Below are 21,355 nucleotides of genomic sequence, written 5' to 3' on the forward strand. Positions count from 1 at the left end.
CTCTTGACCGCACGGTATTCCTTAGGTATAACCATGGTATGAAAACTGCTGTTTCCCTGCCTGATGAACTTTTCGTTTCTGCGGAAGCCCTTGCCAAACGTCTGGGCCTCTCCCGAAGCCGCTTGATCGCCACGGCACTCGCTGATTTCATCGCGAAACACCGCGGAAGCCGCATCACGCACCAACTGGACAAAATTTACTCGCATGTGGACAGCCGTTTGGACGCTTCTTTGCGGGATCTCCAGGCTCGTTCCCTGCGGCGAGACGAGTGGTAGTCGAACGTGGCGAAATCTGGTGGGCTGACCTTCCCAGTCCGGTCGGTTCCGGCCCGGGCTATCCACGCCCCGTGATTATCGTTCAGAGCGACGCCTTCAACCGAAGCCGAATTCAGACCGTCCTCGCAATGGCACTGACCTCGAACCTGGCGCTGGTGGATGCGCCCGGAAATGTGCTCATTCCCGCCGGAGCATCCGGTCTTCCAAGAGATTCCATCGCAAACGTCTCGCAGGTGCTTACCATCGACCGAGAATTGCTTGCCGAACGCGCTGGGCGCCTCCGGGGGAGTCTCCTTGATTCCGTTGACACCGGTCTTCGCCTCGTGCTTGACCTGTAGCCGCCCGTACCGGTCAACGCCGCGGTTTACAACCGAGCCATCATAACCCCGAACCCTTCCGGCGCCACTTCGGGGAGTCAACAAGTGAACTAATCATGCCTACGTCGAAAATACAAGGACGTATTGATATCACCCATCTTATCTTACATGCAGCCGAGCCTTAAGGCTCGGCTACGGGAGAGGCATTTTCATCGTTTGTGGGTGGCCGTTCGGCCATGATGACTGACCCCATCGTCCCAAGCTTTGCTTGTTTGCATTTTGTCATCAAGTATCCCAAGCATCAGAGATGACGACGGGTTCAGGTAGAGCGAGTGCGGCCTTTGCCTCCGGACTGCATCAGTCCACTTCGGTGATTTCGGGGTCGCGCATGTCCCGGCCGACGATGACCTTGGTCTTGCCGTTCCGGTTGCGGATAATGATATCCCACTTCTGCATGGTCCCCGCTCCGACCAGCATGTCCTGTCCAAGATCAGGCGAGACGAGAGCGTCGTCTTGGATCATCTTTTCTCCTATGGTCATGACAAGCGTCACCCCTGCCGTCCGGTCGTCCAGCGTGGCAATCGTAATATTGAGGATCGGCTTGCTCATGACAGAATGACCCCAGTTCCCACAGTGCGATCCGTATCCATAAGTAGACGGTAGCGCCAGGTGAAGAGGGTGTCAATCAGCGGAGGAGATGGGAAGAAGCGCGAGCAATAAACAAGACCGCTTTCCCGCCTTTGCGGGAATGACTCCGCGGCTATCGCGGGAGCCGAGGGACCCTACTTGATTTCCTGGGCGGCGCCGAGGATGGAGGTCTTGAGAAGCGAGTCGAATTCGGACTGCACGAGGCCCCGGATTTTCACGATGGCGCGCTGACGGGCCAGATCGAACGTGTTGGAACCCTCGTCGCCCACTTTGGAGAGCGTGCCGACTGCTTCGCCAGTCGCATTGTCCATAATCTCGATCCGCAGGCCCCACTTGGCAAACTTGGTTGGCGTGCCGCGGTCGAACTCGTTGACTTCCAGTTCGCCCTGCACCAGCAGGTCCTCTTTTTGCCCTGCCGAAACACCGCTGAATCCGATTCCGGTCAGAGCCTGATTGATCGTCTTGATCACATCGGCGAGGCCCTCGCCTTTCACGTCCACTCGGAACTTCACGTCGGCCAACGCCTTGTCGCGTTTGATCCGCGTCTCGCCGGCGCGGTAGACCACGCCCGTCCCCGTCGGACTCACCACAGCGAGCTGGCTGCTGTAGCCGTCGGCCTTCGCGAACTTCTCCCACGCGCTGTAGAGCCCCTTGGCCTTTTGCAACTTGTTCTCGGTGTTTGCCGCCTTGAGAAGTTCATCGCCTTGAAGATCCAGGTCGGTCGCCTTCTTGCGCAGGTCCGCGGCTGTCTTCTCACGATCGAGGGAGGCAAGCGCCCACACGATGTTGTCGTCCTTGTAGGTCTCCACAATTTCGACACCCTCCAGCGTCTCTTCCACTTTCACCTTCGTGGCGCTCGACGCCTCAAAGGTCTGCTGCGTAGAGGTCTTCTTGCCTGTCGTTTGCGAAGCATAGGTTTCCTTGTCCTGCTGCACCTGCTCGACCTTCGATTTGAGAATCTTGGCGATTTCCGCCCGCGCTTTGTCTTTCGCACTGCTCTCATCGGGCGAGCTGCCGACTCCGATGAAGAACTTCTCAGGTGGGTGTTTCTTGGACGTATTTTTCTCCACCCATTCCGGCTTGGCCCAAGCCTGCCCGGCCACCAGGGAAACGGAGACGATACCCGCGATCAGACCACGTATGCTCATCATTCAACTCCCTTCGCTTCCATCGACACCACGCGGACAAAGGTTTTCTTTCCGGCTTTCACTTCCACGCCTTCGAGATTCACTTCCCGCATGGCGGCGCCGTTCTCGTCCAGCAACTTCACGGTGAGGTTGTGCCGGCCTGGGGGCAACGGAACTCGGGAAATAAGAATCTGCCCGGGGAGGGTGCGCCAGCTTCGTTTGTCCGCCTCTTCCGTGGCCGCACCGCCGGCCGCCACGGCGGCCTTGACGATTTTTCCCCACGTGCCGCCGGCAAACTGCTCGACCGCGGCGCCGCTTCCCTGAGCGATGGCAAACTTCACCACCGCCCGCGCGATCGCCTTACCGAGAACCCTCCCGATGCGATCCTGAAGGCTCCGGATGCCGATAGCTTCGATGTCTTCCACCAGATCGCTCTTGATCCCCCCCCCCGGCAATTCGGTTCCGGCCACGACAACTTCCGACCCTCTGATGGGGGCCGGCCGCTTCCTAAAATCGGGGATGGCCAGCGTGATGACGTTCCCTTGCGCGGCAATGGCGCCGATGGCGCGGGACCCGGCTGTTGCGGCTTGTCCCGCATCGCTTCGAATATTCGCCGCGAGGAGCGCCGGGCTGCACCCCTGGCCGCTCGTGGCCGCGGCCGCCGCCACGGCGCCGATGATTTCCAGGGCCATGAGGGCGTTCTTCACCGTGCTCTGGTCCGCCTCCGGCACTTCCTGCGTCTGAAGGATGGCCGTGCCGCACGCCGCGCCGACTTGCGTGACGAAATCAACCTTCTGGGGCGCGAGGCCGGTGTAGTGGATCACGACGACTTCGCCCGAAGTTTTTCCCTTCGGGGTTTTCGGAGCGTTCGGCGCGTATTCCTTGCGGATCTCCTCTTCGAAATCGCTGAAGCCAAGTTGCATGGCGGTGCGGAGGGCATCGTTCACCAGGGCCGCAGGAACAGGCGTCTTGTAGTTGACCTGGTATTCCTTCGCGTAGGCCTCCAACGCCTGCTTGTATGATATGTACGCTTCGTTGAGCTCCTCGGTGGATGCCTTGTTCTCATGGATCATCCCGGCCAGGTAGCGCGCGAAGGCATCCGTCTGGTACGCAACCTTCTTCCCACCCGTCCGTTCAGCCACCACCTTCAGCTTGAGGTCCACTTTCCGTGCCTCAACGAGGGCATCGTCCAGTTGATTCATGAACACGTAGTTGAGCGCCGCGATGACATGCACCACAACCATCTCAAAGTCCTCGCCCGCGTACTCTTTCACGTTGTCGTTCACGAGGAAGGATGCGGCCTGCTTCGAGACGCTCTTTGAGTAAAGATCCTCGATGGCCTTCTCCGCGGCGTAGAGCGCCTCGTTCGACTTGGCGTAATCGCCCGCGAGATGGGCGGTCATCGCCAAATCGAAGTAATATAGGAGCCGGTCCCGCTGGGGATAAGTCTTGTCCGGTTCCTTCTGGACGTGTTCCTGCGCTGCGGCGTACTGGTTCTTTACAATGTAGGACTCGAGGTCCTTGTAGTAGGACTGCTTGACGCCGCAGCCGGCGAGGACGGCGGTTGCCGCGAGGGCCGCCGTACCACGCAGCAGGCGTGAACGGTTGTGGATCACGTAGGTAAGGTCTAGAGCTTGTGACCCTTACGTTCGACGAGCTTCTTTATTTTCTTCTGTCCGATCCAGACCTTCTCGCTGCTCTCGATGTCGATCATCTCAAGCTCCACTTGGTAGAACTTGAGCTGCTTGCCGCCGGCCGCGTCCATGATCGTATTGATCTGGCCTTTGACCATGTAGTCCGCGGCTTTTTCCTGACCGATGGATTTCGCGGTGTCCACGCTGGCGTGCGCCTGCTGATCCGCCTTCTCCTCGCGGACTTCCTCGCGCTGTTCCTTGGAGGCCACGAACTTCACCTTGCCGGAGTTGAGGAGCTCTTTCTCAAGGTCCTTGGTGAAGGTTTGGGTATTGATGTGCTCCGAACTGCGGTTGAGCACGGCGCCAATGATGACTCTGGGGCGTGCCTTTTTCGCGTTCGTGAATTCTTCCAACCACGGGCGCGCCAGACTGTCGCGAATCATCTCTTCGGCCACGAGGCGGGAATCGGTGTCGTTCCAATCGCCTGACAAGTCGATGGCTGCGCTTTCATCGGTTCGCTGGACGGCTTTTCCACCGCATGAGGCCAGGAACAGGCCCAGGATCAGGGCGGAAACAGGAAACATTTTTCGGTTCATGAATACCCTCCTTCTCAAACTCCCTATTCCAAACTCTTTCGTTCTTTCGAGGGCTGATTAACCCTTTTGCACGTGCCTTGTCAAGCGGATTTCAGGCCAACGGTGAAGAATCACGTTGAGGTCCTGATAGCAAGGACCGTGAACTGTTGTGATTGATCCAATCCTGCCCTTCGGGTCGGCTCGTGGAAAACACATGAGATGACAGCGGAATTGACCTTTGACGTAATGTGCCGTAGACTCGAACGAGTATGGACGTCAGCGGGTACATTGGCATCGATGCCAACATCTGCCACGGAAAGCCGTGTTTCAAAGGGACGCGGATCATGGTTTACCTCGTGCTCGAAATGCTCCAAGACGGTGCGAGTCCGACCGACATTCACGAAGCCTACCCCAGCCTCACCCCGGATCATGTCAAAGCCGCTTTGGAGTTCGCGGCCCGAGCGGTGGAAACCGGGCGGTATGACGCCGCCCTCATGACCCCTCAACGCCATGCGATTCCTGGCCGATGAAAACGTCCCGGCGAAACTACTCGCATTCCTTCGTTCGCTTGGCCATGATCTCCGGCCCGTCCTGAAGGGGACGGCCGACCCCGCGCTCGCGGCCCAAGCCCAAGCGGAATCCCGCGTCCTTCTCACATACGACACGGATTTTTCCAATGTGGATCGGTATCCGGCCTCAAGCCACGCGGGGATCATTCTGATCCGCATGAACCCGGTCCACATCGAGAAGGCCAAGGCAGTCCTTGAGGATCTCCTCACGAGCATCCCGGAGTCCGGGTTGACGGGCCGGCGATACCTGGTGTTTGAAGAAACCTTTATGGAGGTGAAAGAGAACGACGCGATCCCTTTCGGCCCATGAGCGTGAACCCTCGCTTGAGAAATCTTGGCTCGCTCAAGCTCAAATCGTTGCCTTCCGTGGCGCTACCGGGGCCTTCAATCGCCCAATCTCGTCTTGCGGCGCAAGAAAAGCCCTTTGCGTGGGAAGCGTTCTAGTCCATCCGCCGCGTGATTGAAACGTTGTCCGGCCGGAAGGTCGGGCAAGCGTCACGCACCGCACCTTGCACTTTTCCTGCTCTCGCCTGTATCGCGTGGAGAGTTGGCCCCTTCCCCGGTTGGCCCCATCCCCCCACTTTCGACGGGAATGACGAACTTCCGCCCTGTCATTCGGTGCTTGACACGGAATCCAGTATCTGGGTTCCCGCTCCCCGATCAAAGTCGGGGACAGGTTTCGCGGGAGTGACGGAAGAAAAAAAGAGCAAAAATGCATAGGGTTAATACCACCTGTCACCAGGTCAAAGACCTGCCTTCCGGCAGTGACAGGTGGTGGGGTCACGGCGTCCTGGCACAGCGAAATCCGAGGCTGCCGCTCGGGGCCGGCGGATCGTTAAAGCTGTAACGGTTCACGGAGCGCGCGCCGTTCGAGCGGTAGATCCACGAGCCACCGCGAATCACCCGATATGTTCCGCTCGTCGGGCTCGGCGGGTCGGTCGAAGGCGCCGAGCTATAGTACGTCGCCTCGTACCAGTCGTTCACCCACTCCCACACGTTCCCGGCCATGTCGAGAACGCCGTACGGCGAGGCACCGCTGGCGTAATTGCCAGCCAAACTCGTATCGCCGACACACGATGATAAGACGCCCCCGCTCTCGTAGTATTTCTCGTAATTGAGCTTCGTGCAGTCCGCGCCCGTTGCGTAGGGCACGCTCGTCGTGATCGTCCCGCCCCAGGGGAAGGGCCGGATGTTGCAGTTCGCATCGTTTCCCGTGCCCGCCGCGTCCGCGGAGGCACATTGGCCGCTCGAAACCCCCACCAAGCTGCCATCCGCCGGTCCCCGCGCGGCCTTCTCCCACTCGGCCTCCGTGGGGAGCCGCCGCCCCTTCCACGTGCAGTAGTCCACGCTCTGCTGCCAGTTGACGTAGATCACGGGGTAGTTGTCGTACGTCGCGTTGCCGTAATACGGGGTGCGGGTGTACGAATTGGCACTTGATGGGGCCGTGCAGTCGCCTGCCGTCACGCACGCCTTATAGTTCGCGTTCGTCACCTCGTACTTGTCGCTGTAGTAATTCGAGAGCGTGACGAGCCGCCGGGGATTTTCTGACGCGTATCCCTCGCCGGTTTTCGATCCCTGCACGAACGTGCCCGCCGGGATGGCGATCATGCAGTCGTAGGCCTCCGTTGCGCAACACTCGAAGGCTTGACCGTTGCACGAGGCAAGCGGGGCCACCTGCGTCGCGGCGCTCGTTTGCACGGTGTTCGTATCCTGGTTGCCCGCCTCGTCCACGGCCCGGGAAACGAAGTAGTAGGTGGCACCCGCGCTGAGTCCGGTCGCACCATAGGACGTGACGCCCGCGTTGGTCGTGTAGGTGGCCGCGAAGCTCGTCTGGCAGGCACCCGCCGTGGTCGACCGGCAGATGCGGTAGATGATCGCGGACGACGTTGAGAGGTTGTCCGTGGCTGGTGACCAGCCGAGATCAATCTGGAAGGTCGAGACGGCCGTTGCCCTCGTGAGCCCGCCAAACGTCGGTGCGGCTGTATCCAGAACCTCCGAAGGCTTGCCCGTGACCACGACGTCAGGCTGCACTGTTCCCTTGTTTCCGCTCGCTCCGCCGCAGCCGACCATGATGCAAACAAGAATGTACGCGATCACTAGGTTTGTCCCATGCCCCGTCATGACGCTCCCCTTTCCCGACTTGATCCAGGGCGAACGATTTTCCCCCGTAGCGTCCAGCCTTATCCCACAACCGGATGCAGGTGGTGGGATGATGCCGGACGATGCATCGCCCCGTGTAAAACGGGGCGCTACAGGAAAAGATGAGAGGAGTTTCGCTAAGGGGCTATGAAACCTGCCTGCCTGCCTGCCTGCCTGCCTGCCTGCCTGCCTGCCTGCCTGCGCAAGGAGTGATCCAATCTCGTATCCACGGGCGGATAGTCCCGGAAATGTCGGAACCTGTCAAGCATTCCGAACCGGGCCTATTCCGTACATTCCGTAAACCGCTACGGGGCCGGTCTTCTGTGTGGTCGTCCCGTCGCCCGGAGGGCGTCAGGCGCGTTTCTCCAGACGGCGACCGTACCGGATGCCGACGTAGAGGCTGAATGCCAGCCAAGCCAAACCAGCTCCCATCAAGAGAAGCAGTCCTAAGCTTGCTCCACTCATGCCTTGACTCTATCTCCATTCACGAACTTGGTCAACCATACTGAAACCGCCAGAAAAACAACGCCGGACGGAATGGCAATAACTCCGATCCAAAGCGGCTCCTCAAGATGGATTACGTGTCTAGCGCCGAAGCCCACGAGGGCAATGCCGAATACCATGAGGATCTGAGCGGTTCGGTCGAATTGCTTGGGCGTCACGCGTCAGTCGTATCATGGAGCAAAACGACCCGTCAACGCGAGGCAGAGCGCACACTCCGGTCCCGCTGGGCCTCTCGGGGTTGCATCGGCCAAGCTGGAGTCGATAGAATCCCCAAGCTGGCCCGTCTCCCGCGCAAACTCTCGATTTCGCCCCTCCAAAGACATCATTGAGAATCGAACGTTGGCATTCCGATTTTCAAGGATCACCCTGTGTCCATGCTTGAATGGCCCGCCCTGGCCGCGGGAACGGGGTATGCTCCAATGGATGGATCGCTTGACATTGGCGGGGGGGGACCTAGAATGGCGCGCCAGGAGGTGATCGATATGAAGAATTGGAAATTTGCAGCAGGCGCTTTGGCGCTACTCCTGATGGCCGTTCCGGCCTGTGGAGGAAAAAATACCCTTTCCGGCGACAGCGGTGCACCGGCTTGGGTGAATAAAGGCAGCGGTGCCTTCAAGGACGCCGGCAAGAAAGTTTTCTATGGTGTCGGCGTGGTGCAGGGGATCAAGAATCCCGGCATGCAGAAGAGCACCGCCGAGAACCGGGCGCGCGCGGAAATCTCCAAGCAGATGGAGACCTATTCCGCGTCCCTCATGAAGGACTACATGGCGGCCACGTCGGCAGCCGGGAAGTCCTCCGAAGAGCAGCACGTTGAGCAGGCGATCAAGACCGTCTCCGCCACCACGCTGAGCGGCGTCATGATCGTCGACTACTGGCGCACGGGCGAGGATGGCGACACCCTGTATGCCCTGGCGAAGCTCGATTTCGAATCGTTCCAGAATGCCCTCGGGAATGCGAACGAGCTGAGCGCGCAGGCCAAGGAAGCCATCAAGGCGAACGCCGACAAGTCGTTCGACAGCCTGTCCAAAGAAGAAAAAAAGTAACCTCGAGTTTTTTCGAGTTTCAAAGTCCGCGCCCCGTGGCGCGGACTTTTTTTTGGCCGGGCTAAGGAAAGGGATAGAGATTGCCACGGGATCGTCGCCATTGGCGCCGATTTCCCCCTTGCCGAGGATGGCATGGGGCCATGATACAGCGGTTATGTGCAGCGCCGTCCTGGCGCTGCCTCCTCTCGCAGTACCAGGCCGTCCTGGGCCAGGCATGTCGCCGCGCCACGGACGGCACGGCATGGACCATGGCCTCGCAATGACACCACACTAAGAGCCTCTAACAGAATGCCGATTCGTAGGGGAGCATCTTCAGATGCTCCCTCTTGCCGGGAGGGTCTGAAGACCCTCCCCTACGCATTCTGTTAGACGCACTCAGTCATTGCGGGCAAGTGGTCCGAGGTGTGTAGGGCAGCAGCTTTAGCTGCTCCCAAGCAGGGAGGACCCCGTGCCACGGAGGGTACGGGGCCATGCAATGTCGCCGCGCCAGCGATGGCGCGGCATGGAACATGGCCTGAAGGTCCTCCCCTACGGCAGGTAGTTTCCAGACGCACTCTTGGTGTATAGTCTCCCCCATGAATCCGAAGCCCGCGACACGAGTGGACCGTCTGCCGCCCTACGTTTTGGGCACGGTCACCGAACTCAAATTGAAGGCACGGCATGCGGGGGAGGACATCATCGACCTCGGGATGGGCAATCCGGATCTCGCGACACCGAAGCACATCGTGGATAAGCTCGTCGAGGCAGCCCGGAAGCCCCAGAATCACCGCTACTCCGCTTCGCGAGGCATTCAGAAATTGCGGCTCGCCATCTGCGATTGGTACAAGCGGCGGTACAACGTCGATTTGGATCCGGACCGCGAGGCGATCGTCACCATCGGCGCGAAGGAGGGCCTGTCCCATTTCGTTCTCGCCCTGCTCCGCAATGGAGAGGCGGCCGTCGTCCCCTCCCCCACCTATCCGATCCATGCCTATTCGGTCATCATCGCCGGCGCGGATCTCGTAAGTGTGCCATTGGTGAAGGGGCGCGATTTCCTCGAGGAATGCGAGAAGGTCGTGAAGAATCACTGGCCGCGTCCCCGGCTACTCATCCTCTCGTTCCCGCACAATCCGACCACGGCCGTGGTCGATCTCCCCTTCTTCCAGCGGGTGGTCGAGTTTGCCAAGGCGTACAATCTGTATGTCATTCATGACCTGGCGTATGCGGACCTGGTGTTCGACGGCTACACCGCGCCGAGCTTCCTCCAAGTCGAGGGCGCGAGAGAGATCGGGGTGGAGTTCTTCTCCCTCTCCAAGAGCTACAACATGCCAGGATGGCGCGTGGGATTCTGCGTGGGCAATCCGGACCTGATCCACGTGCTCGCCCGAATCAAGAGTTACCTTGACTACGGAACCTTTCAACCCATCCAGATCGCGAGCATCATCGCGCTGAACGGCGACCAGAAATGCGTGGAGGAAATCCGGGAGACCTATCGGCACCGGCGCGACGTGCTGGTGGACGGGCTGAACCGGATCGGATGGGAGTTCGAGAAACCCGTGGCCACGATGTTCGTGTGGGCGCCCATTCCCGAGCCGTTCCGGACGATGGGCTCGGTCGAATTTTCGAAGCTGCTTCTGAAGCACGCAAAGGTGGCGGTATCACCCGGCCTCGGTTTCGGCGAATACGGCGAAGGCTATGTGCGTTTCGCGCTGGTTGAGAATGAGCACCGGATGCGGCAGGCCGTGCGCGGCATCAAGAAAGTTCTCCACGGCGATTTCGCGGAACGCGCCGTCGCCTAGCTGGAGGAACCGTGGCTGGGTGGAAGGGCGTCATTCTGGAATACTGGGACTACCTCCCCATCAAGGACCGATCGGCCGTGGTCACGATGCAGGAGGGAAACACCCCGCTCGTCCGATCACAGTTCATCGAAAAGCGATTTCCCAAGAGCGTCGAGATCTATTTCAAGTACGAAGGGGCGAACCCGACGGGATCGTTCAAGGACCGCGGAATGACCGTGGCGATTTCGAAGGCCAGGGAAGAAGGAGCCAAGGCGGTGATCTGCGCATCCACCGGGAACACCTCGGCGGCGGCGGCCGCCTACGCGGGCCGCTGCGGAATGAAAGCCTATGTGCTGGTTCCTGAAGGCAACATTGCGATGGGGAAACTGGCGCAGGCGATGATCTACGGGGCGGAGGTGCTGCAGGTTCAGGGAACGTTTGACGACGCTCTCATCGCGGTGAAGCAGATCGCCGAGAAGTTTCCCGTCACCATTGTAAACTCGATCAATCCCTACCGGTTGCTCGGGCAAAAGACGGCCGCCTTTGAAATCGTCGAGGCCCTCGGCAAAGCGCCCACCTTTCATGCGCTCCCCGTCGGCAATGCAGCCAACATTGTGGCGTACTTCAGGGGATACAAGGAGTACCGCGATCTCGGGAAGTGCGTCGCGGCGCCCCGCATGTTGGGCTTCCAGGCGGAGGGAGCGGCACCGATCGTCAAGGGGCACGTCATTCCGAACCCGAAAAGTGTTGCTTCCGCCATCCGGATCGGAAATCCGGCGAGTTGGAAAGCGGCGGAGCAAACCCGGGATGAAAGCAAGGGAACCATTGATTCCGTGACCGATGAGGAGATTTTGTCGGCCTACAAATTGCTGGCGGAGAAGGAAGGCGTTTTTTGCGAACCGGCCAGCGCCGCGTCCATCGCCGGCATCCTGAAACTCTCAAGCCAGAATTGGTTCCACCCGAACGATTCGATCGTCTGCACGCTCACCGGAAACGGCCTGAAGGATCCGGACAACGCGATCGCCCAGGCGCGAAAGCCGAAATCCGTCCCCGCGAAATTCGACGCCGTCGCCGAGGCGATGGGATTTTAGGTCCGTGGCGGACGCCACTCCTCCCGGTCCCCCGAAACGAAAGAAGCTCGGCGAGATGCTGGTCGAAGACCGGTTGATCGACGATTTCCAGGTTCGCAGCGCGCTCGCGCATCAGAAGAAATGGGGGGGAAGGCTTGGCGCGAATCTGATTGCTCTCGGGTTTCTGACGAGCAAGCAACTCCTGGAGTATCTAAGCCGGAAGCTGGCCTTGCCCAAGGTCGACATCCTAAGAGAACGGACCGATCCGAAAGCCACCGAGAAAGTGCCCAAAGAGCTTTCCATTAAGCATGGCGTATTGCCCCTTCGCGTGGTGCAGGAAGGGCCCACCACGTATCTCCTCCTCGCCATGTCCGACCCAACGAACCTCGCCGCGATGGACGAGGTCCGATTCCGCAGCGGGATGAATATCCGCCCCGTGCTGGCCGACGAATCGGACATCATGAAGGCCATCCAGTTGAGCTACAGCGGCGTTTCGCTCGATCCGCGAACTCTCGCCCAGAGTCCGATTTCCGCGGAGGTGCCGCCGGCCCCGAAGGAGGGTAAGGATTTCGTAATCTACGGGATGAAGACATCGGCAGAGAAGGACATCAAGGGCTTGCTCGGAACCGACCCACAGATGCTCAGAACGTTGATCGACCTTCTGATTGAAAAAAAACTGTTTACGGAGGAGGAATTCAAGCAGAAAATGGCCGCACCGAAGAAGAAGTTTACAACACCATGAATCGTGAACCCGATAACCGTGAACCTGTGAGCCAGAGGGAGAAGAAAGACCGGTCGGACATCCGGGGTTCCATCGGGATCACGGGATTACGGGTTCACGGGATCACGATCCATGATTGAGATCGAAATTCGCCAGGGAAGTATTCTCGAGGCGGGGACGGAAGCCATCGTCAACGCCGCAAACAGCATTGGCGTCATGGGCGGCGGCGTCGCCGGCGTCATCCGAAAGGCAGCCGGCGAGGCAGTCGAGCGTGAAGCCATTAAGAAAGGGCCGACCCCGGTGGGCAAGGCGGTCGTAACAACCGCCGGACAGCTCGCCTTCAAGGGCATCATCCACGCGCCCACGATGGAACGTCCCGCCATGCTGATCCCCGCCTCCAACGTGGGGAGAGCGACGAGCGCCGCACTTCACGCCGCCGAACACGCAAAGTTTGCCTCATTGGCCCTCCCCGGTCTCGGCACCGGCGTTGGCGGCGTTTCCGTGGCCGACGCCGCAGGAGAAATGGTGAAGGCCATTGCCGATTTCAAGAGCAAACACCTGAAGAAAGTCGTCCTTATGGATATCAGTGGAGACATGGTTCAGGCTTGGCGCGAGGCCCAGAAGCCCCCGGCGCAGGGACCGGATAGCGACTCGTCCCACCGTCCTCGAAGCACCGCAGAGAGGGCAGCCTGAGAGAACCGTCCCGATGACGGCTGCCATTCGCGATTTCGATCTCACCCGAATTCTCCGCACCGCTCTCCGCGGGGGGGGGGAATATGCCGATCTTTTCTACGAGCGGACCGTCTCCACCACCCTGTCGAAGGAAAACCGAAGGATGGAAAAGGCGCTGGGATCTGAAGATGTGGGGGTGGGACTCCGGATCATCGCGGACGGCTGCGCCCACTACGGCTACACGAATGACGTAACCGAGAAAGGCCTCCTTGATCTCGCGGAGGCCCTGGCGCGTGAAGCCAGAGGAAGAAGCCGGGAGACCTCCCTTCAGATGGAAAAGAAAGATGCCGGAACGCGGCACCCGGTCAAGCGCTCGCCGGAAACGGCCGACTTGGAGGACAAAGTCAGGATCGTGAAGCGCGCCGATGAGCGGGCGTGGTCCAAGTCGGACTTGCTGGCGCAGGTACGCGTGGCCTATGGCGACACACATCGGGAAATCGTCGTGGTCAATTCGCGGGGTAGGTTTTCCGAGGATCTGCAAACCCGCGTGGTCTTAAGCATTCAGGCGGTGGCGCGCAAAGGCGAATTGGCCCAGACCGGCTACGAAGCCGTGGGCGGGCTGCTCGGGCTCGAGCTGTTCGACGAGAAGAAGCCGGAGGACGTGGCCGACCGGGCCGTTCAACGGGCGCTCATGGCCTTGGGAGCCGCGCCCGCGCCGAAAGGAAAGATGCCGGTGGTTATCGCCTCAGAGGCCGGCGGCACCATGATTCACGAAGCCGTTGGGCACGGGCTGGAGGCCGATCTTGCCCGCGAGGGACTTTCGGTTTACCGGGATCGAATCGGCGAGAAAGTCGCCAACGACCTGGTGACGGTTATCGACGACGCCACACTCCTGAACAAGCGCGGTTCATTCACGTTCGATGACGAAGGATCGCCGGCGCAGAAAAAGGTTCTGATCGAGAAGGGCGTACTTAGGGGATACATGTACGACATGACGTATGCGCTCAAGGACGGGCGGGAATCTACCGGGAACGGGCGGAGACAATCCTATCGGTACAGGCCGATCGTTCGCATGACCAACACATTTGTCGCACCCGGCCCGCATTCTCCCGAGGAGATTCTCAGCTCAACCGATACGGGTCTCTTCGTCAAAAAGATGGGGGGTGGGCAGGTGAACACCGTCAATGGCGACTTCATTTTTGAAGTCATGGAAGGCTATCGGATCGAGGGTGGGAAGATGGGGGAGCCGGTCCGAGGGGCCACTCTTGTTGGGAACGGCCCCGACGTGCTGAAGATGATCGATCGGGTGGGCAATGACCTGGGGTTTGGGATCGGGACCTGCGGCAAGGATGGTCAGGGCGTCCCCGTTTCAGATGCTATGCCTACGACACGAATCCCGGAAATCATCGTGGGCGGCGGCGAGTGAGACCCGACTGCGCTTAGGGCGTACAGTCGGCGGACTCCCCCGATCCCGCTCGGGCCAGCGCGAAGTCATCGTAGTCTGCTTCGGCCGATGAATCCGTGGCGTTCGCGTCGGTGAGAATTCCGATGGCTTGGACGTCCGGAGCCGATTTTCCAAAGAATCGCCGGTAGTCACTGCAAACGTTAACCGATTCTTCAATCCACAGCCCCTTCTTCTCTTCACCGCTTTCAAGTACCACGATCTGGTTGTACCCCCTGCCCGTTCGAACCGAATCTCCCACCGGGAGGCCCGTGCTCCAGACATATTTGAGCGCATTCGGGTAGATCTGGATCCCGCGCCGCTCGAAGACCACGTACACACCGGCGGCACTGTCATTTCTCAGCTTCTCGTTCGCCCTTGGAGGGAGTTGATGCACCCGCCAGCGAAAGCGCAGAAACGGGAATTCGCTCGGGTCCCATTCTGCCTTTTTCACGATCTTGATCGATTCACCCCGGTCCAAGGCGTGTAGGTACCGTTCTCCACTTTCCTCGATCACTTCGTAGGGCGCGGGGGGCTTATCGCGCGACTTCTTCCAACCTGCGGGGAAGCGACCGACCGCGGATGAGGAAAAGTCTTCAAGAATACGGATGCCCGGCTCCGCCATCGCCGGAGTGGACGAGTGGACCAGTGACCCAGTGATCAAGGGGACAAGCGCAACAAGCCGGAAAGCAGGGATGCGACTATAGTTCTTCACTTGACCACATGATCACTTGACTACCTGAACACGTCTCTTCTGGATCACTTGTCCACTCTCCTCCGCGGCGGCGCCGGTATCTTGAGCCGAACCATCTTGTCCAACAGACCTTTCCGGCTGAGGCCCAGCTCGCGGGCAAGCCTGGCCTTGTTCCCACGGGTCCGCTCGAGTCCATCCCGGATGATCCCCTCTTCGACTTCCGCCGTAATGTCCTTCATCGAAGTACCCCTTTTCACTCTTGATCGTTTGACCAGGCCCGTGCGGAGCCGCTCGGAGACCATGTCCGCCGTCAGGCGGGAAGCGCCCGGATGGAGGGTTATCATCCGCTCGATCTCGTGCTCAAGTTCGCGGACATTCCCCGGCCAATCGTACCGGTCGAAGGCCTCCAGAAGATTGGGGTGAATCTCCATGCGCCCGTTCTTGCCCCGCTTCTCCGCGAAATGGCGCACGAGCATCGGCAGGTCCTCTTTTCGATCCCTCAAGGGTGGGAGCGATATCTGAACAACATGCAGGCGGTAGTATAGATCGTCCCTGAATTTCTTTTGCTGTGCCATATGAAAGAGGTCCCGATTGGTTGCTGAGATGATCCGGGCACGCGTCGTGCGGGGTCCGTCGTCCCCCACTCTTGTGTAGGATCCGTCCTGGAGGACTCGGAGGAGTTTCACCTGGAGCGCGGCGCTCATCTCTCCCACTTCATCGAGGAAGAGCGTGCCTTCGGAGGCGACGTCGAACAGACCCCGCTTGTCCCGAATGGCGCCTGTGAACGCGCCTCGCGCATGGCCGAACAGCTCTGAATCGAGAAGCGTCTCCGTCAGCGCGGCGCAATTTTGTGCCACGAACGGCTTGTCCTTGCGCGCTCCGTTGAAATGAATGGCCTTGGCCACCATCTCCTTGCCGGTTCCGCTCTCGCCCTGTATGAGCACGGTAACATCGGATGGGGAAACTGTTTCGATCAAGCGATAGACCTTCTGCATCGCGGAACTGCGGCCCACGAGCGAATCGAACCGGTGCCGCTCCGTGAGATTCTGGCTCAAGACGGAGATCTGCTCCTCTTTCTCCCGGAGCTGCTCGGCAAACGCGCGCCGTTCCGCTTCCATCAATTTCTCCTGAGCCTCTTTCAATTCGGCAAGCGTACGTTCAAGCGCCTCATTCTTTTTCAGAAGGTCTGTCCGGAGCTCTCCTCGTTCTTGGAGGAGGCCACGGTACTCCACAGCCCGGCGAACGATCACGCGCAGATCCCCGGGCTGCCAGGGCTTGGTGATGTAGTGGTAGACCTTCCCGGCGTTGATGGCTTCGACCAGCGACTCGATGTCGGTGTACCCGGTCAGGATGATGCGAACGGCCATGGGCGCCGTATCGAGAGTCTTTTCCAGAAACTCGGTCCCGCTCATCCCCGGCATCCGCTGGTCGGTAATGATCACCGCCGAATCCGGGTTCCTGGCAAGCAGCGCCAGGCCCTCCGTACCGGACGTGGCCCCCAACACGTCATACTGTTCCTCCAAGGCGATCGTAAGGGCCTCGACAATGTTCGGCTCATCATCCACCACAAGGACTTTGTCTCGCTTCATGTAAGTGGTATTTCCCGGACCGGGAGGGAAATGGTGAACTTGGTGCCACGGCCGGGCGAGCTGTCCACCCGAATGCTGCCGCCATGTTTCTGGACGATGTTGTAGGAGATGGACAGACCCAGCCCCGTCCCCCTCCCAACCGGCTTGGTGGTGTAGAAGGGCTCAAAGATCTTCTTCTGTACTTCGGGCGGCATGCCGGCGCCGTTGTCCTCGATCTCGATTTCAACGCTGCCGTCTTTCCGGCGCGTTCGAAGCCAGAGGTCGCCGCGTTCCGAAATGGCGTCCACGGCATTCACCAGCAGGTTCAGGAAAACCTGGTTCAATTCGCTCGCGTAGCAACCGATCTTGGGGAGGGTGTCCAATTCCCGATGAATCTGGATGTTCTTTTTCATCTTGTTGTGGATCAGATTCAGGCTGCTTTCAAGGCCCTCGTGAATATCCACCCGCTTCCATTCGGCTTCGTCCAACCGTGAGAACGTTTTCAGGTCGCCCACGATCTTCCGGGCCCGATCGGCTCCCTCGTCCATTCCCTTGAGGAGCCTTTCCATTCTGTCAATGAGATCCGGGGCGGCTCCGGCGCGTTTCAGGCGGTCCACCAATTCCTGGAGGAGTTTCACGTTTGAATACACAAACGACAGAGGGTTGTTCAGCTCGTGCGCCACGCCGGCCACCAGTTGTCCGAGTGAGGCCATTTTCTCCGAGTGGATCACCTGAGCCTGAGCGTGCTTGAGCTCGCTGAGAGTCTGTTCCAGCTCTCTCGTCCGCTCCTTCACCTTGTTGTCGAGGTCGAGATTGAGACTCCGGATGCTCTCCATTTTTTCCCGGAGGGCCGCTTCCATCCGATTGAAGGCCATCGCCAGTCGCCCGATTTCGTCCTCCTCTCCAACGGACACGCGGCGGGTCAGATCCCCCGTGCCGATGTCGGACGCCGTCTGTGCCAGCTCGACAAGCGGCTGGGAGATGTCGTCCGACCAATAGACCACGACGCCCACGGCCACGAGAAGCAGGACCGCAAAGAAAACGATCAGGAGGCCCGGGTCGAGCGCTTGTATGGATTGGAGCGTGCTGGCAAGGTACGCCAGACTCACGGTAAAGACCGTGAGGGCGAGGAAGCTGGCCATGAGTTTCCATCGGAGGCTGAGGGCCCGCACGGTACCCACGATTTCGGGATGACGCTCCGAGAGGTGGGCGATGAAGGGCTTGAGAATGCGCCGATGCCAATTGGCCTGATACAGTCCGACGCCCAAGGCCGTCGGGATCAGGCCCGCGAAGAGCACGAAAGCCTTTCGCAGCGGCATGTCGAGGAAGAACACCTGCACGGGCACAAAGAACATGCCCGCCCCGGTCCAGAGGAGTAGGATCACCGCCGCAAGCTCGTAGGGAAACCGCAGGGCGACGAGTCGCGCCTGCCGCAGATTCTTTTCCTTGTGCGGCAGCCCCTCCACCTCGTGTTTCATGTATTCCAGAACCGGGTTCAATCGGAGCAGCGTGAATCCGATCACGAAGACCGGGTAGAACACCACGACGGGGATCGAGAAAGTGTACGCCACCCGCATTTGTTCGGGGGTCATCACGATCAGGCGGAGCGCGTAGAAATAGGAAAGCGTGATGGCCACAAATCCCAGGAAGGCCGCGGAGGCGAAGAGCTTTTCCAGGACGGTGAGGCGGAAACACGCGATGAAATCGTTCGGCCCCTGCAGGGTCTCCACGCGCCGACGCAGCAGATACCGCCACAGCAGGAGCCGGTCGATGTGAAATGCGGAAGTGGAGAGGATGTAGGCGCCCGACACGATGATGGCATCCACCCAACCCATCCCTCCCAAGGCGATCTGGAAAAAGAGAAAGACCGCGCCCACTCCGTACCAGAGGGCGAACGAAATCCCCGTTCCGAACCATGGGAGAACGAGGACCTGTCGGAGCGCCTCCCTCCCCTCAGGAGTGCCGGGGGTCGCCTTCGCCCATCCGCGTTTCATCTGGCGGTAGATGAGCGGGAGCACGGCCCCGACCTGAAGGAAAAGAACGGCAATAAAATTGATACCGACCAGACGCGACTGAAGACCGGTGTGGTGGATCGATATCAGAAAGAACCCGCCGAAGCCCGCCATTTCGCAGACGAAGAAAATGGCATGCGTCAGTGCGATCGCCAGGAAGGCGGTGCGGAAGTTCGACACGTCAGCATTCTACTCGCGGGTCATTGACATCGCCACATCGTGCACCGAGAATGAGCGGAGAGGTGACCCCTTGATTCAAACTGATTTTCTCGTGCTGGGCAGCGGCATCGCGGGCCTGAGCTTCGCCCTGAAGGCGGCGGATCATGGCGAGGTTATCGTCCTCACCAAGGCCGGCGAGAACGAATCCAACACCAAGTACGCTCAGGGCGGCATTGCATCCGTGATCTCGGAGGAAGATTCCTTTGACCTGCACATCGAAGACACACGCCGGGCCGGCGCAGGGCTGTGCAACCGCCGCACGGTTGAGTTGGTGGTCCGGGAGGGGCCGAGGATGATCCGCGAGCTGGTCGATCTGGGCGTACCCTTCTCGCGGCAGGAGGGAAACGGTGAGTTTGAGTTGGGCATGGAGGGGGGTCACACGAAGCGCCGTATTCTCCATGTGCGGGACTTCACGGGGCGGGAGATCGAGACCGCGCTCGTGGCGCGCATCCGGAACCGGCCGGAGATCCGTCTCCTCCAGTATCACACGGCTATTGACTTGGTCACGCGACGCAAAGCGCGTATCCCACCTCATGACGATCGAGTCATCGGCGTGTACACGCTCGACCGCGCGAACCAAAAGATCGAATCCTATTGCGCGCGTGTGGTGGTCCTGGCTACCGGAGGCTCCGGAAAGATTTATCTGTACACTTCCAATCCCGACATCGCCACGGCGGATGGCCAGGCCATGGCCTACCGCGCCGGAGCTGTGCTGGCCAACATGGAGTTCTTCCAGTTCCATCCCACGTGTCTCTACCACCCCAAGGCCAAATCGTTTCTGATTTCCGAGGCCGTTCGCGGCGAGGGCGCCGTCCTTCGGCTTCAGAATGGCGAACCGTTCATGAAAAAATACGATGAGCGCGGCGAGCTGGCTCCAAGAGACATCGTCGCCCGGGCTATCGACAGCGAGATGAAAAAACGAGGGGACGATTACGTTCTTCTCGATCTCACCCACAGGGACGGAGCGTTCATCCGGGAACGGTTCCCGATGATCTACGAGAATTGCCGTCAATACGGGTACGACATGGCGCGCGAACCGATTCCGGTTGTGCCCGCCGCGCACTATGGCTGCGGAGGCATCAAGGCGGATGAATGGGGACGATCCAGTCTCCCCGGACTCTACGCCATCGGAGAGGTCGCCTGCACCGGCCTGCACGGCGCCAACCGCCTCGCCAGTAATTCTCTTCTGGAGGCGCTGGTTTATGCGGATCGGGCGGCGGCCCAAGCGATCAAAACATTCCGTGATGAAAAGCTCGATTTCTCGTCGGTCCCGCCATGGGACGAAGGCACGGCCATCGACTCGGACGAAGCCGTCGTCATCTCCCAGAATTGGGACGAGATCCGCCGGCTGATGTGGAACTATGTAGGCATCGTACGCTCCGACAAACGGCTGGCGCGCGCGCGGCAACGGATCGATCTGCTCATGCGCGAGATCAACGACTACTATTGGAACTTCACGCTGACGTCAGATTTGATCGAACTTCGGAACGTGGCGGCGGCGGCTGAAGCCACCATCCGAAGCGCCCTCAGCCGCAAGGAAAGCCGCGGACTGCACTACAACTTGAGCTATCCCCTCTCGGACGAGCGATGCGCCAAGGACACGGATGTCAGGCGACTGCCCAGTTCCTCGTGCTGATCTCCTAGGCCGGTAGCCGCAGGCTTTAGCCTGCGCCTGCTTCGCGGGCTGAAGCCCGCGCCTACCACTTGATGACGGCTTCGCCGAGCGGACCCGTCACGACAAGTCGATAGTCCCGCACCAGGACATCATCCGTTAAGGGGCGCTTGTCCTTGTCGCTTGGCCGGTTGAAACGGATCAGGTAGGTCCGGTTCCACTCCTCGGCGGGGTGAAGATCAGCCGCATCGTCTTTGGACGACTTCTGGATTTTCGCCGGCTCCACCCTGGCGCCGTCCGGGCCTACGAGGTAGATGCGCCAGTGCGAATCGCGGCGATCGAAATCGTTCCAAGTCCGCTTCGGTGTGAAGGCCGACAGGTAGAAATCGGCATTCTGCTCCCATTCTTTCCGGGCCTTTTCACGCCGGGAGGCAACCTCTTGAGTGCCGAGATGAAAATCCAAGGTCTGACGGGCAACTGCCCGTTCGCGAAGATCGAGTGAATGGTAGGTGATGTAGCCCTCCAGATTCACGTCCAGAGCATCGTAGACGCGCACGTCTTTTGTCCACCGGTCGCTCGCCGGAGGCAGCACGAGCTTGTCGGGTGGGGTTCGGCCGAGACACCCTGAGAAGAAGGCCAGGAAACAAATCAGAACCCGGCTCCCGATCTTTTGTGCGTGCATCCCCATTAGCGCGTAGTATCGGGGATCGGGGGCGTCGGATCAAGTCGATCCTGAAAGTGAAAGACGCAGGCATGAA

20 protein-coding genes are annotated in these 21,355 nt (G+C 59.9%); 11 read left to right on the forward strand and 9 right to left on the reverse strand.

Going from position 1 to position 21,355, the window contains the following annotated elements; genetic code table 11:
* Positions 1-38: 38 nt before the first annotated feature.
* Positions 39-275 (forward strand): hypothetical protein, encoded by a 237-nt coding sequence (locus HYT87_05105; GenBank protein MBI2059131.1) that lies wholly within the window; start codon positions 39-41, stop codon positions 273-275.
* Positions 269-613: a type II toxin-antitoxin system PemK/MazF family toxin gene (locus tag HYT87_05110; protein MBI2059132.1), complete on the forward strand. Its 345-nt coding sequence runs from the start codon at positions 269-271 to the stop codon at positions 611-613. Before HYT87_05105 ends, HYT87_05110 begins: the two co-directional genes overlap by 7 nt.
* 336 nt (positions 614-949) lie before the next feature.
* Here the strand turns inward: HYT87_05110 and HYT87_05115 are convergent, their stop codons facing one another.
* The 4 genes from HYT87_05115 to lpoB form a co-directional block, all read right to left on the reverse strand.
* Positions 950-1,201, reverse strand: a complete 252-nt coding sequence (locus tag HYT87_05115; protein MBI2059133.1) for a hypothetical protein — start codon at positions 1,199-1,201, stop codon at positions 950-952.
* Positions 1,202-1,374: 173 nt separating this feature from the next.
* Positions 1,375-2,388 (reverse strand): LPP20 family lipoprotein, encoded by a 1,014-nt coding sequence (locus tag HYT87_05120; protein ID MBI2059134.1) that lies wholly within the window; start codon positions 2,386-2,388, stop codon positions 1,375-1,377.
* Positions 2,388-3,983, reverse strand: a complete 1,596-nt coding sequence (locus tag HYT87_05125; GenBank protein ID MBI2059135.1) for a hypothetical protein — start codon at positions 3,981-3,983, stop codon at positions 2,388-2,390. Before HYT87_05125 ends, HYT87_05120 begins: the two co-directional genes overlap by 1 nt.
* A gap of 11 nt (positions 3,984-3,994) precedes the next feature.
* On the reverse strand, positions 3,995-4,597 hold the full coding sequence (lpoB, locus tag HYT87_05130) for a penicillin-binding protein activator LpoB (protein MBI2059136.1): 603 nt from the start codon (positions 4,595-4,597) through the stop codon (positions 3,995-3,997).
* Positions 4,598-4,845: 248 nt separating this feature from the next.
* Between lpoB and HYT87_05135 the strand changes: the two genes are divergently transcribed.
* Both HYT87_05135 and HYT87_05140 read left to right on the forward strand, forming a co-directional pair.
* Entirely contained in the window at positions 4,846-5,106 is a 261-nt protein-coding gene (locus tag HYT87_05135) for a DUF433 domain-containing protein (GenBank protein ID MBI2059137.1), read from the forward strand.
* Positions 5,087-5,455 carry a DUF5615 family PIN-like protein gene (locus HYT87_05140; GenBank protein MBI2059138.1) on the forward strand — a complete coding sequence of 123 codons (369 nt, stop codon included), beginning with the start codon at positions 5,087-5,089 and terminating at the stop codon, positions 5,453-5,455. Before HYT87_05135 ends, HYT87_05140 begins: the two co-directional genes overlap by 20 nt.
* Before the next feature lie 470 nt (positions 5,456-5,925).
* Here the strand turns inward: HYT87_05140 and HYT87_05145 are convergent, their stop codons facing one another.
* Positions 5,926-7,266 carry an SUMF1/EgtB/PvdO family nonheme iron enzyme gene (locus HYT87_05145; protein ID MBI2059139.1) on the reverse strand — a complete coding sequence of 447 codons (1,341 nt, stop codon included), beginning with the start codon at positions 7,264-7,266 and terminating at the stop codon, positions 5,926-5,928.
* Between the two features lie 1,004 nt (positions 7,267-8,270).
* Here HYT87_05145 and HYT87_05150 point away from each other — a divergent pair.
* From HYT87_05150 to HYT87_05175, 6 genes are all read left to right on the forward strand, one after another.
* Positions 8,271-8,831 (forward strand): LPP20 family lipoprotein, encoded by a 561-nt coding sequence (locus HYT87_05150; protein MBI2059140.1) that lies wholly within the window; start codon positions 8,271-8,273, stop codon positions 8,829-8,831.
* Between the two features lie 575 nt (positions 8,832-9,406).
* On the forward strand, positions 9,407-10,609 hold the full coding sequence (gene alaC / locus HYT87_05155; GenBank protein ID MBI2059141.1) for an alanine transaminase: 1,203 nt from the start codon (positions 9,407-9,409) through the stop codon (positions 10,607-10,609).
* Between the two features lie 11 nt (positions 10,610-10,620).
* Positions 10,621-11,679 carry a threonine synthase gene (locus tag HYT87_05160; protein MBI2059142.1) on the forward strand — a complete coding sequence of 353 codons (1,059 nt, stop codon included), beginning with the start codon at positions 10,621-10,623 and terminating at the stop codon, positions 11,677-11,679.
* A 4-nt stretch (positions 11,680-11,683) separates the two neighbouring features.
* Entirely contained in the window at positions 11,684-12,400 is a 717-nt protein-coding gene (locus tag HYT87_05165) for a hypothetical protein (protein MBI2059143.1), read from the forward strand.
* 114 nt (positions 12,401-12,514) lie between these two features.
* The gene (locus HYT87_05170; protein MBI2059144.1) at positions 12,515-13,072 is read left to right on the forward strand and encodes a macro domain-containing protein; all 558 of its coding nucleotides are present in this window, start codon (positions 12,515-12,517) and stop codon (positions 13,070-13,072) included.
* 13 nt (positions 13,073-13,085) lie between these two features.
* Positions 13,086-14,477: a TldD/PmbA family protein gene (locus HYT87_05175; protein ID MBI2059145.1), complete on the forward strand. Its 1,392-nt coding sequence runs from the start codon at positions 13,086-13,088 to the stop codon at positions 14,475-14,477.
* Between the two features lie 13 nt (positions 14,478-14,490).
* Here HYT87_05175 and HYT87_05180 read toward each other — a convergent pair whose 3' ends face one another.
* From HYT87_05180 to HYT87_05190, 3 genes are all read right to left on the reverse strand, one after another.
* Positions 14,491-15,117: a DUF3047 domain-containing protein gene (locus tag HYT87_05180; GenBank protein ID MBI2059146.1), complete on the reverse strand. Its 627-nt coding sequence runs from the start codon at positions 15,115-15,117 to the stop codon at positions 14,491-14,493.
* A 134-nt stretch (positions 15,118-15,251) separates the two neighbouring features.
* Positions 15,252-16,775, reverse strand: coding sequence for a sigma 54-interacting transcriptional regulator (locus HYT87_05185; protein MBI2059147.1), 1,524 nt, complete (start codon positions 16,773-16,775; stop codon positions 15,252-15,254).
* Complete coding sequence (locus HYT87_05190) at positions 16,772-18,946, reverse strand: HAMP domain-containing protein (GenBank protein MBI2059148.1); 2,175 nt, start codon at positions 18,944-18,946, stop codon at positions 16,772-16,774. The genes HYT87_05185 and HYT87_05190 overlap by 4 nt, the downstream gene beginning before the upstream one ends.
* On the opposite strand from HYT87_05190, the gene nadB reads away from it, so the two are divergent.
* On the forward strand, positions 18,897-20,621 hold the full coding sequence (nadB, locus tag HYT87_05195) for an L-aspartate oxidase (GenBank protein ID MBI2059149.1): 1,725 nt from the start codon (positions 18,897-18,899) through the stop codon (positions 20,619-20,621). The two genes, HYT87_05190 and nadB, sit on opposite strands and share 50 nt — an antisense overlap.
* A gap of 61 nt (positions 20,622-20,682) precedes the next feature.
* Here the strand turns inward: nadB and HYT87_05200 are convergent, their stop codons facing one another.
* Positions 20,683-21,279: a hypothetical protein gene (locus HYT87_05200; GenBank protein MBI2059150.1), complete on the reverse strand. Its 597-nt coding sequence runs from the start codon at positions 21,277-21,279 to the stop codon at positions 20,683-20,685.
* Between the last annotated feature and the right edge of the window lie 76 nt (positions 21,280-21,355).

The sequence above is a fragment of the Nitrospirota bacterium genome, from assembly GCA_016180645.1.
Lineage (GTDB): Bacteria > JACPQY01 > JACPQY01 > JACPQY01 > JACPQY01 > JACPAV01.

Bases quoted from the DNA above. Each gene is read 5' to 3' on its own strand.
- HYT87_05185 (MBI2059147.1), bottom strand. From the start codon at position 16,775: ATGAAGCGAGACAAAGTCCTTGTGGTGGATGATGAGCCGAACATTGTC.
- nadB (MBI2059149.1), top strand. From the start codon at position 18,897: ATGGCATGCGTCAGTGCGATCGCCAGGAAGGCGGTGCGGAAGTTCGAC.
- HYT87_05200 (MBI2059150.1), bottom strand. From the start codon at position 21,279: ATGCACGCACAAAAGATCGGGAGCCGGGTTCTGATTTGTTTCCTGGCC.
- HYT87_05120 (MBI2059134.1), bottom strand. From the start codon at position 2,388: ATGAGCATACGTGGTCTGATCGCGGGTATCGTCTCCGTTTCCCTGGTG.
- HYT87_05105 (MBI2059131.1), top strand. From the start codon at position 39: ATGAAAACTGCTGTTTCCCTGCCTGATGAACTTTTCGTTTCTGCGGAA.
- HYT87_05135 (MBI2059137.1), top strand. From the start codon at position 4,846: ATGGACGTCAGCGGGTACATTGGCATCGATGCCAACATCTGCCACGGA.
- HYT87_05150 (MBI2059140.1), top strand. From the start codon at position 8,271: ATGAAGAATTGGAAATTTGCAGCAGGCGCTTTGGCGCTACTCCTGATG.
- lpoB (MBI2059136.1), bottom strand. From the start codon at position 4,597: ATGAACCGAAAAATGTTTCCTGTTTCCGCCCTGATCCTGGGCCTGTTC.
- HYT87_05115 (MBI2059133.1), bottom strand. From the start codon at position 1,201: ATGAGCAAGCCGATCCTCAATATTACGATTGCCACGCTGGACGACCGG.
- HYT87_05140 (MBI2059138.1), top strand. From the start codon at position 5,087: ATGCGATTCCTGGCCGATGAAAACGTCCCGGCGAAACTACTCGCATTC.
- HYT87_05180 (MBI2059146.1), bottom strand. From the start codon at position 15,117: ATGGCGGAGCCGGGCATCCGTATTCTTGAAGACTTTTCCTCATCCGCG.
- alaC (MBI2059141.1), top strand. From the start codon at position 9,407: ATGAATCCGAAGCCCGCGACACGAGTGGACCGTCTGCCGCCCTACGTT.
- HYT87_05145 (MBI2059139.1), bottom strand. From the start codon at position 7,266: ATGACGGGGCATGGGACAAACCTAGTGATCGCGTACATTCTTGTTTGC.
- HYT87_05175 (MBI2059145.1), top strand. From the start codon at position 13,086: ATGACGGCTGCCATTCGCGATTTCGATCTCACCCGAATTCTCCGCACC.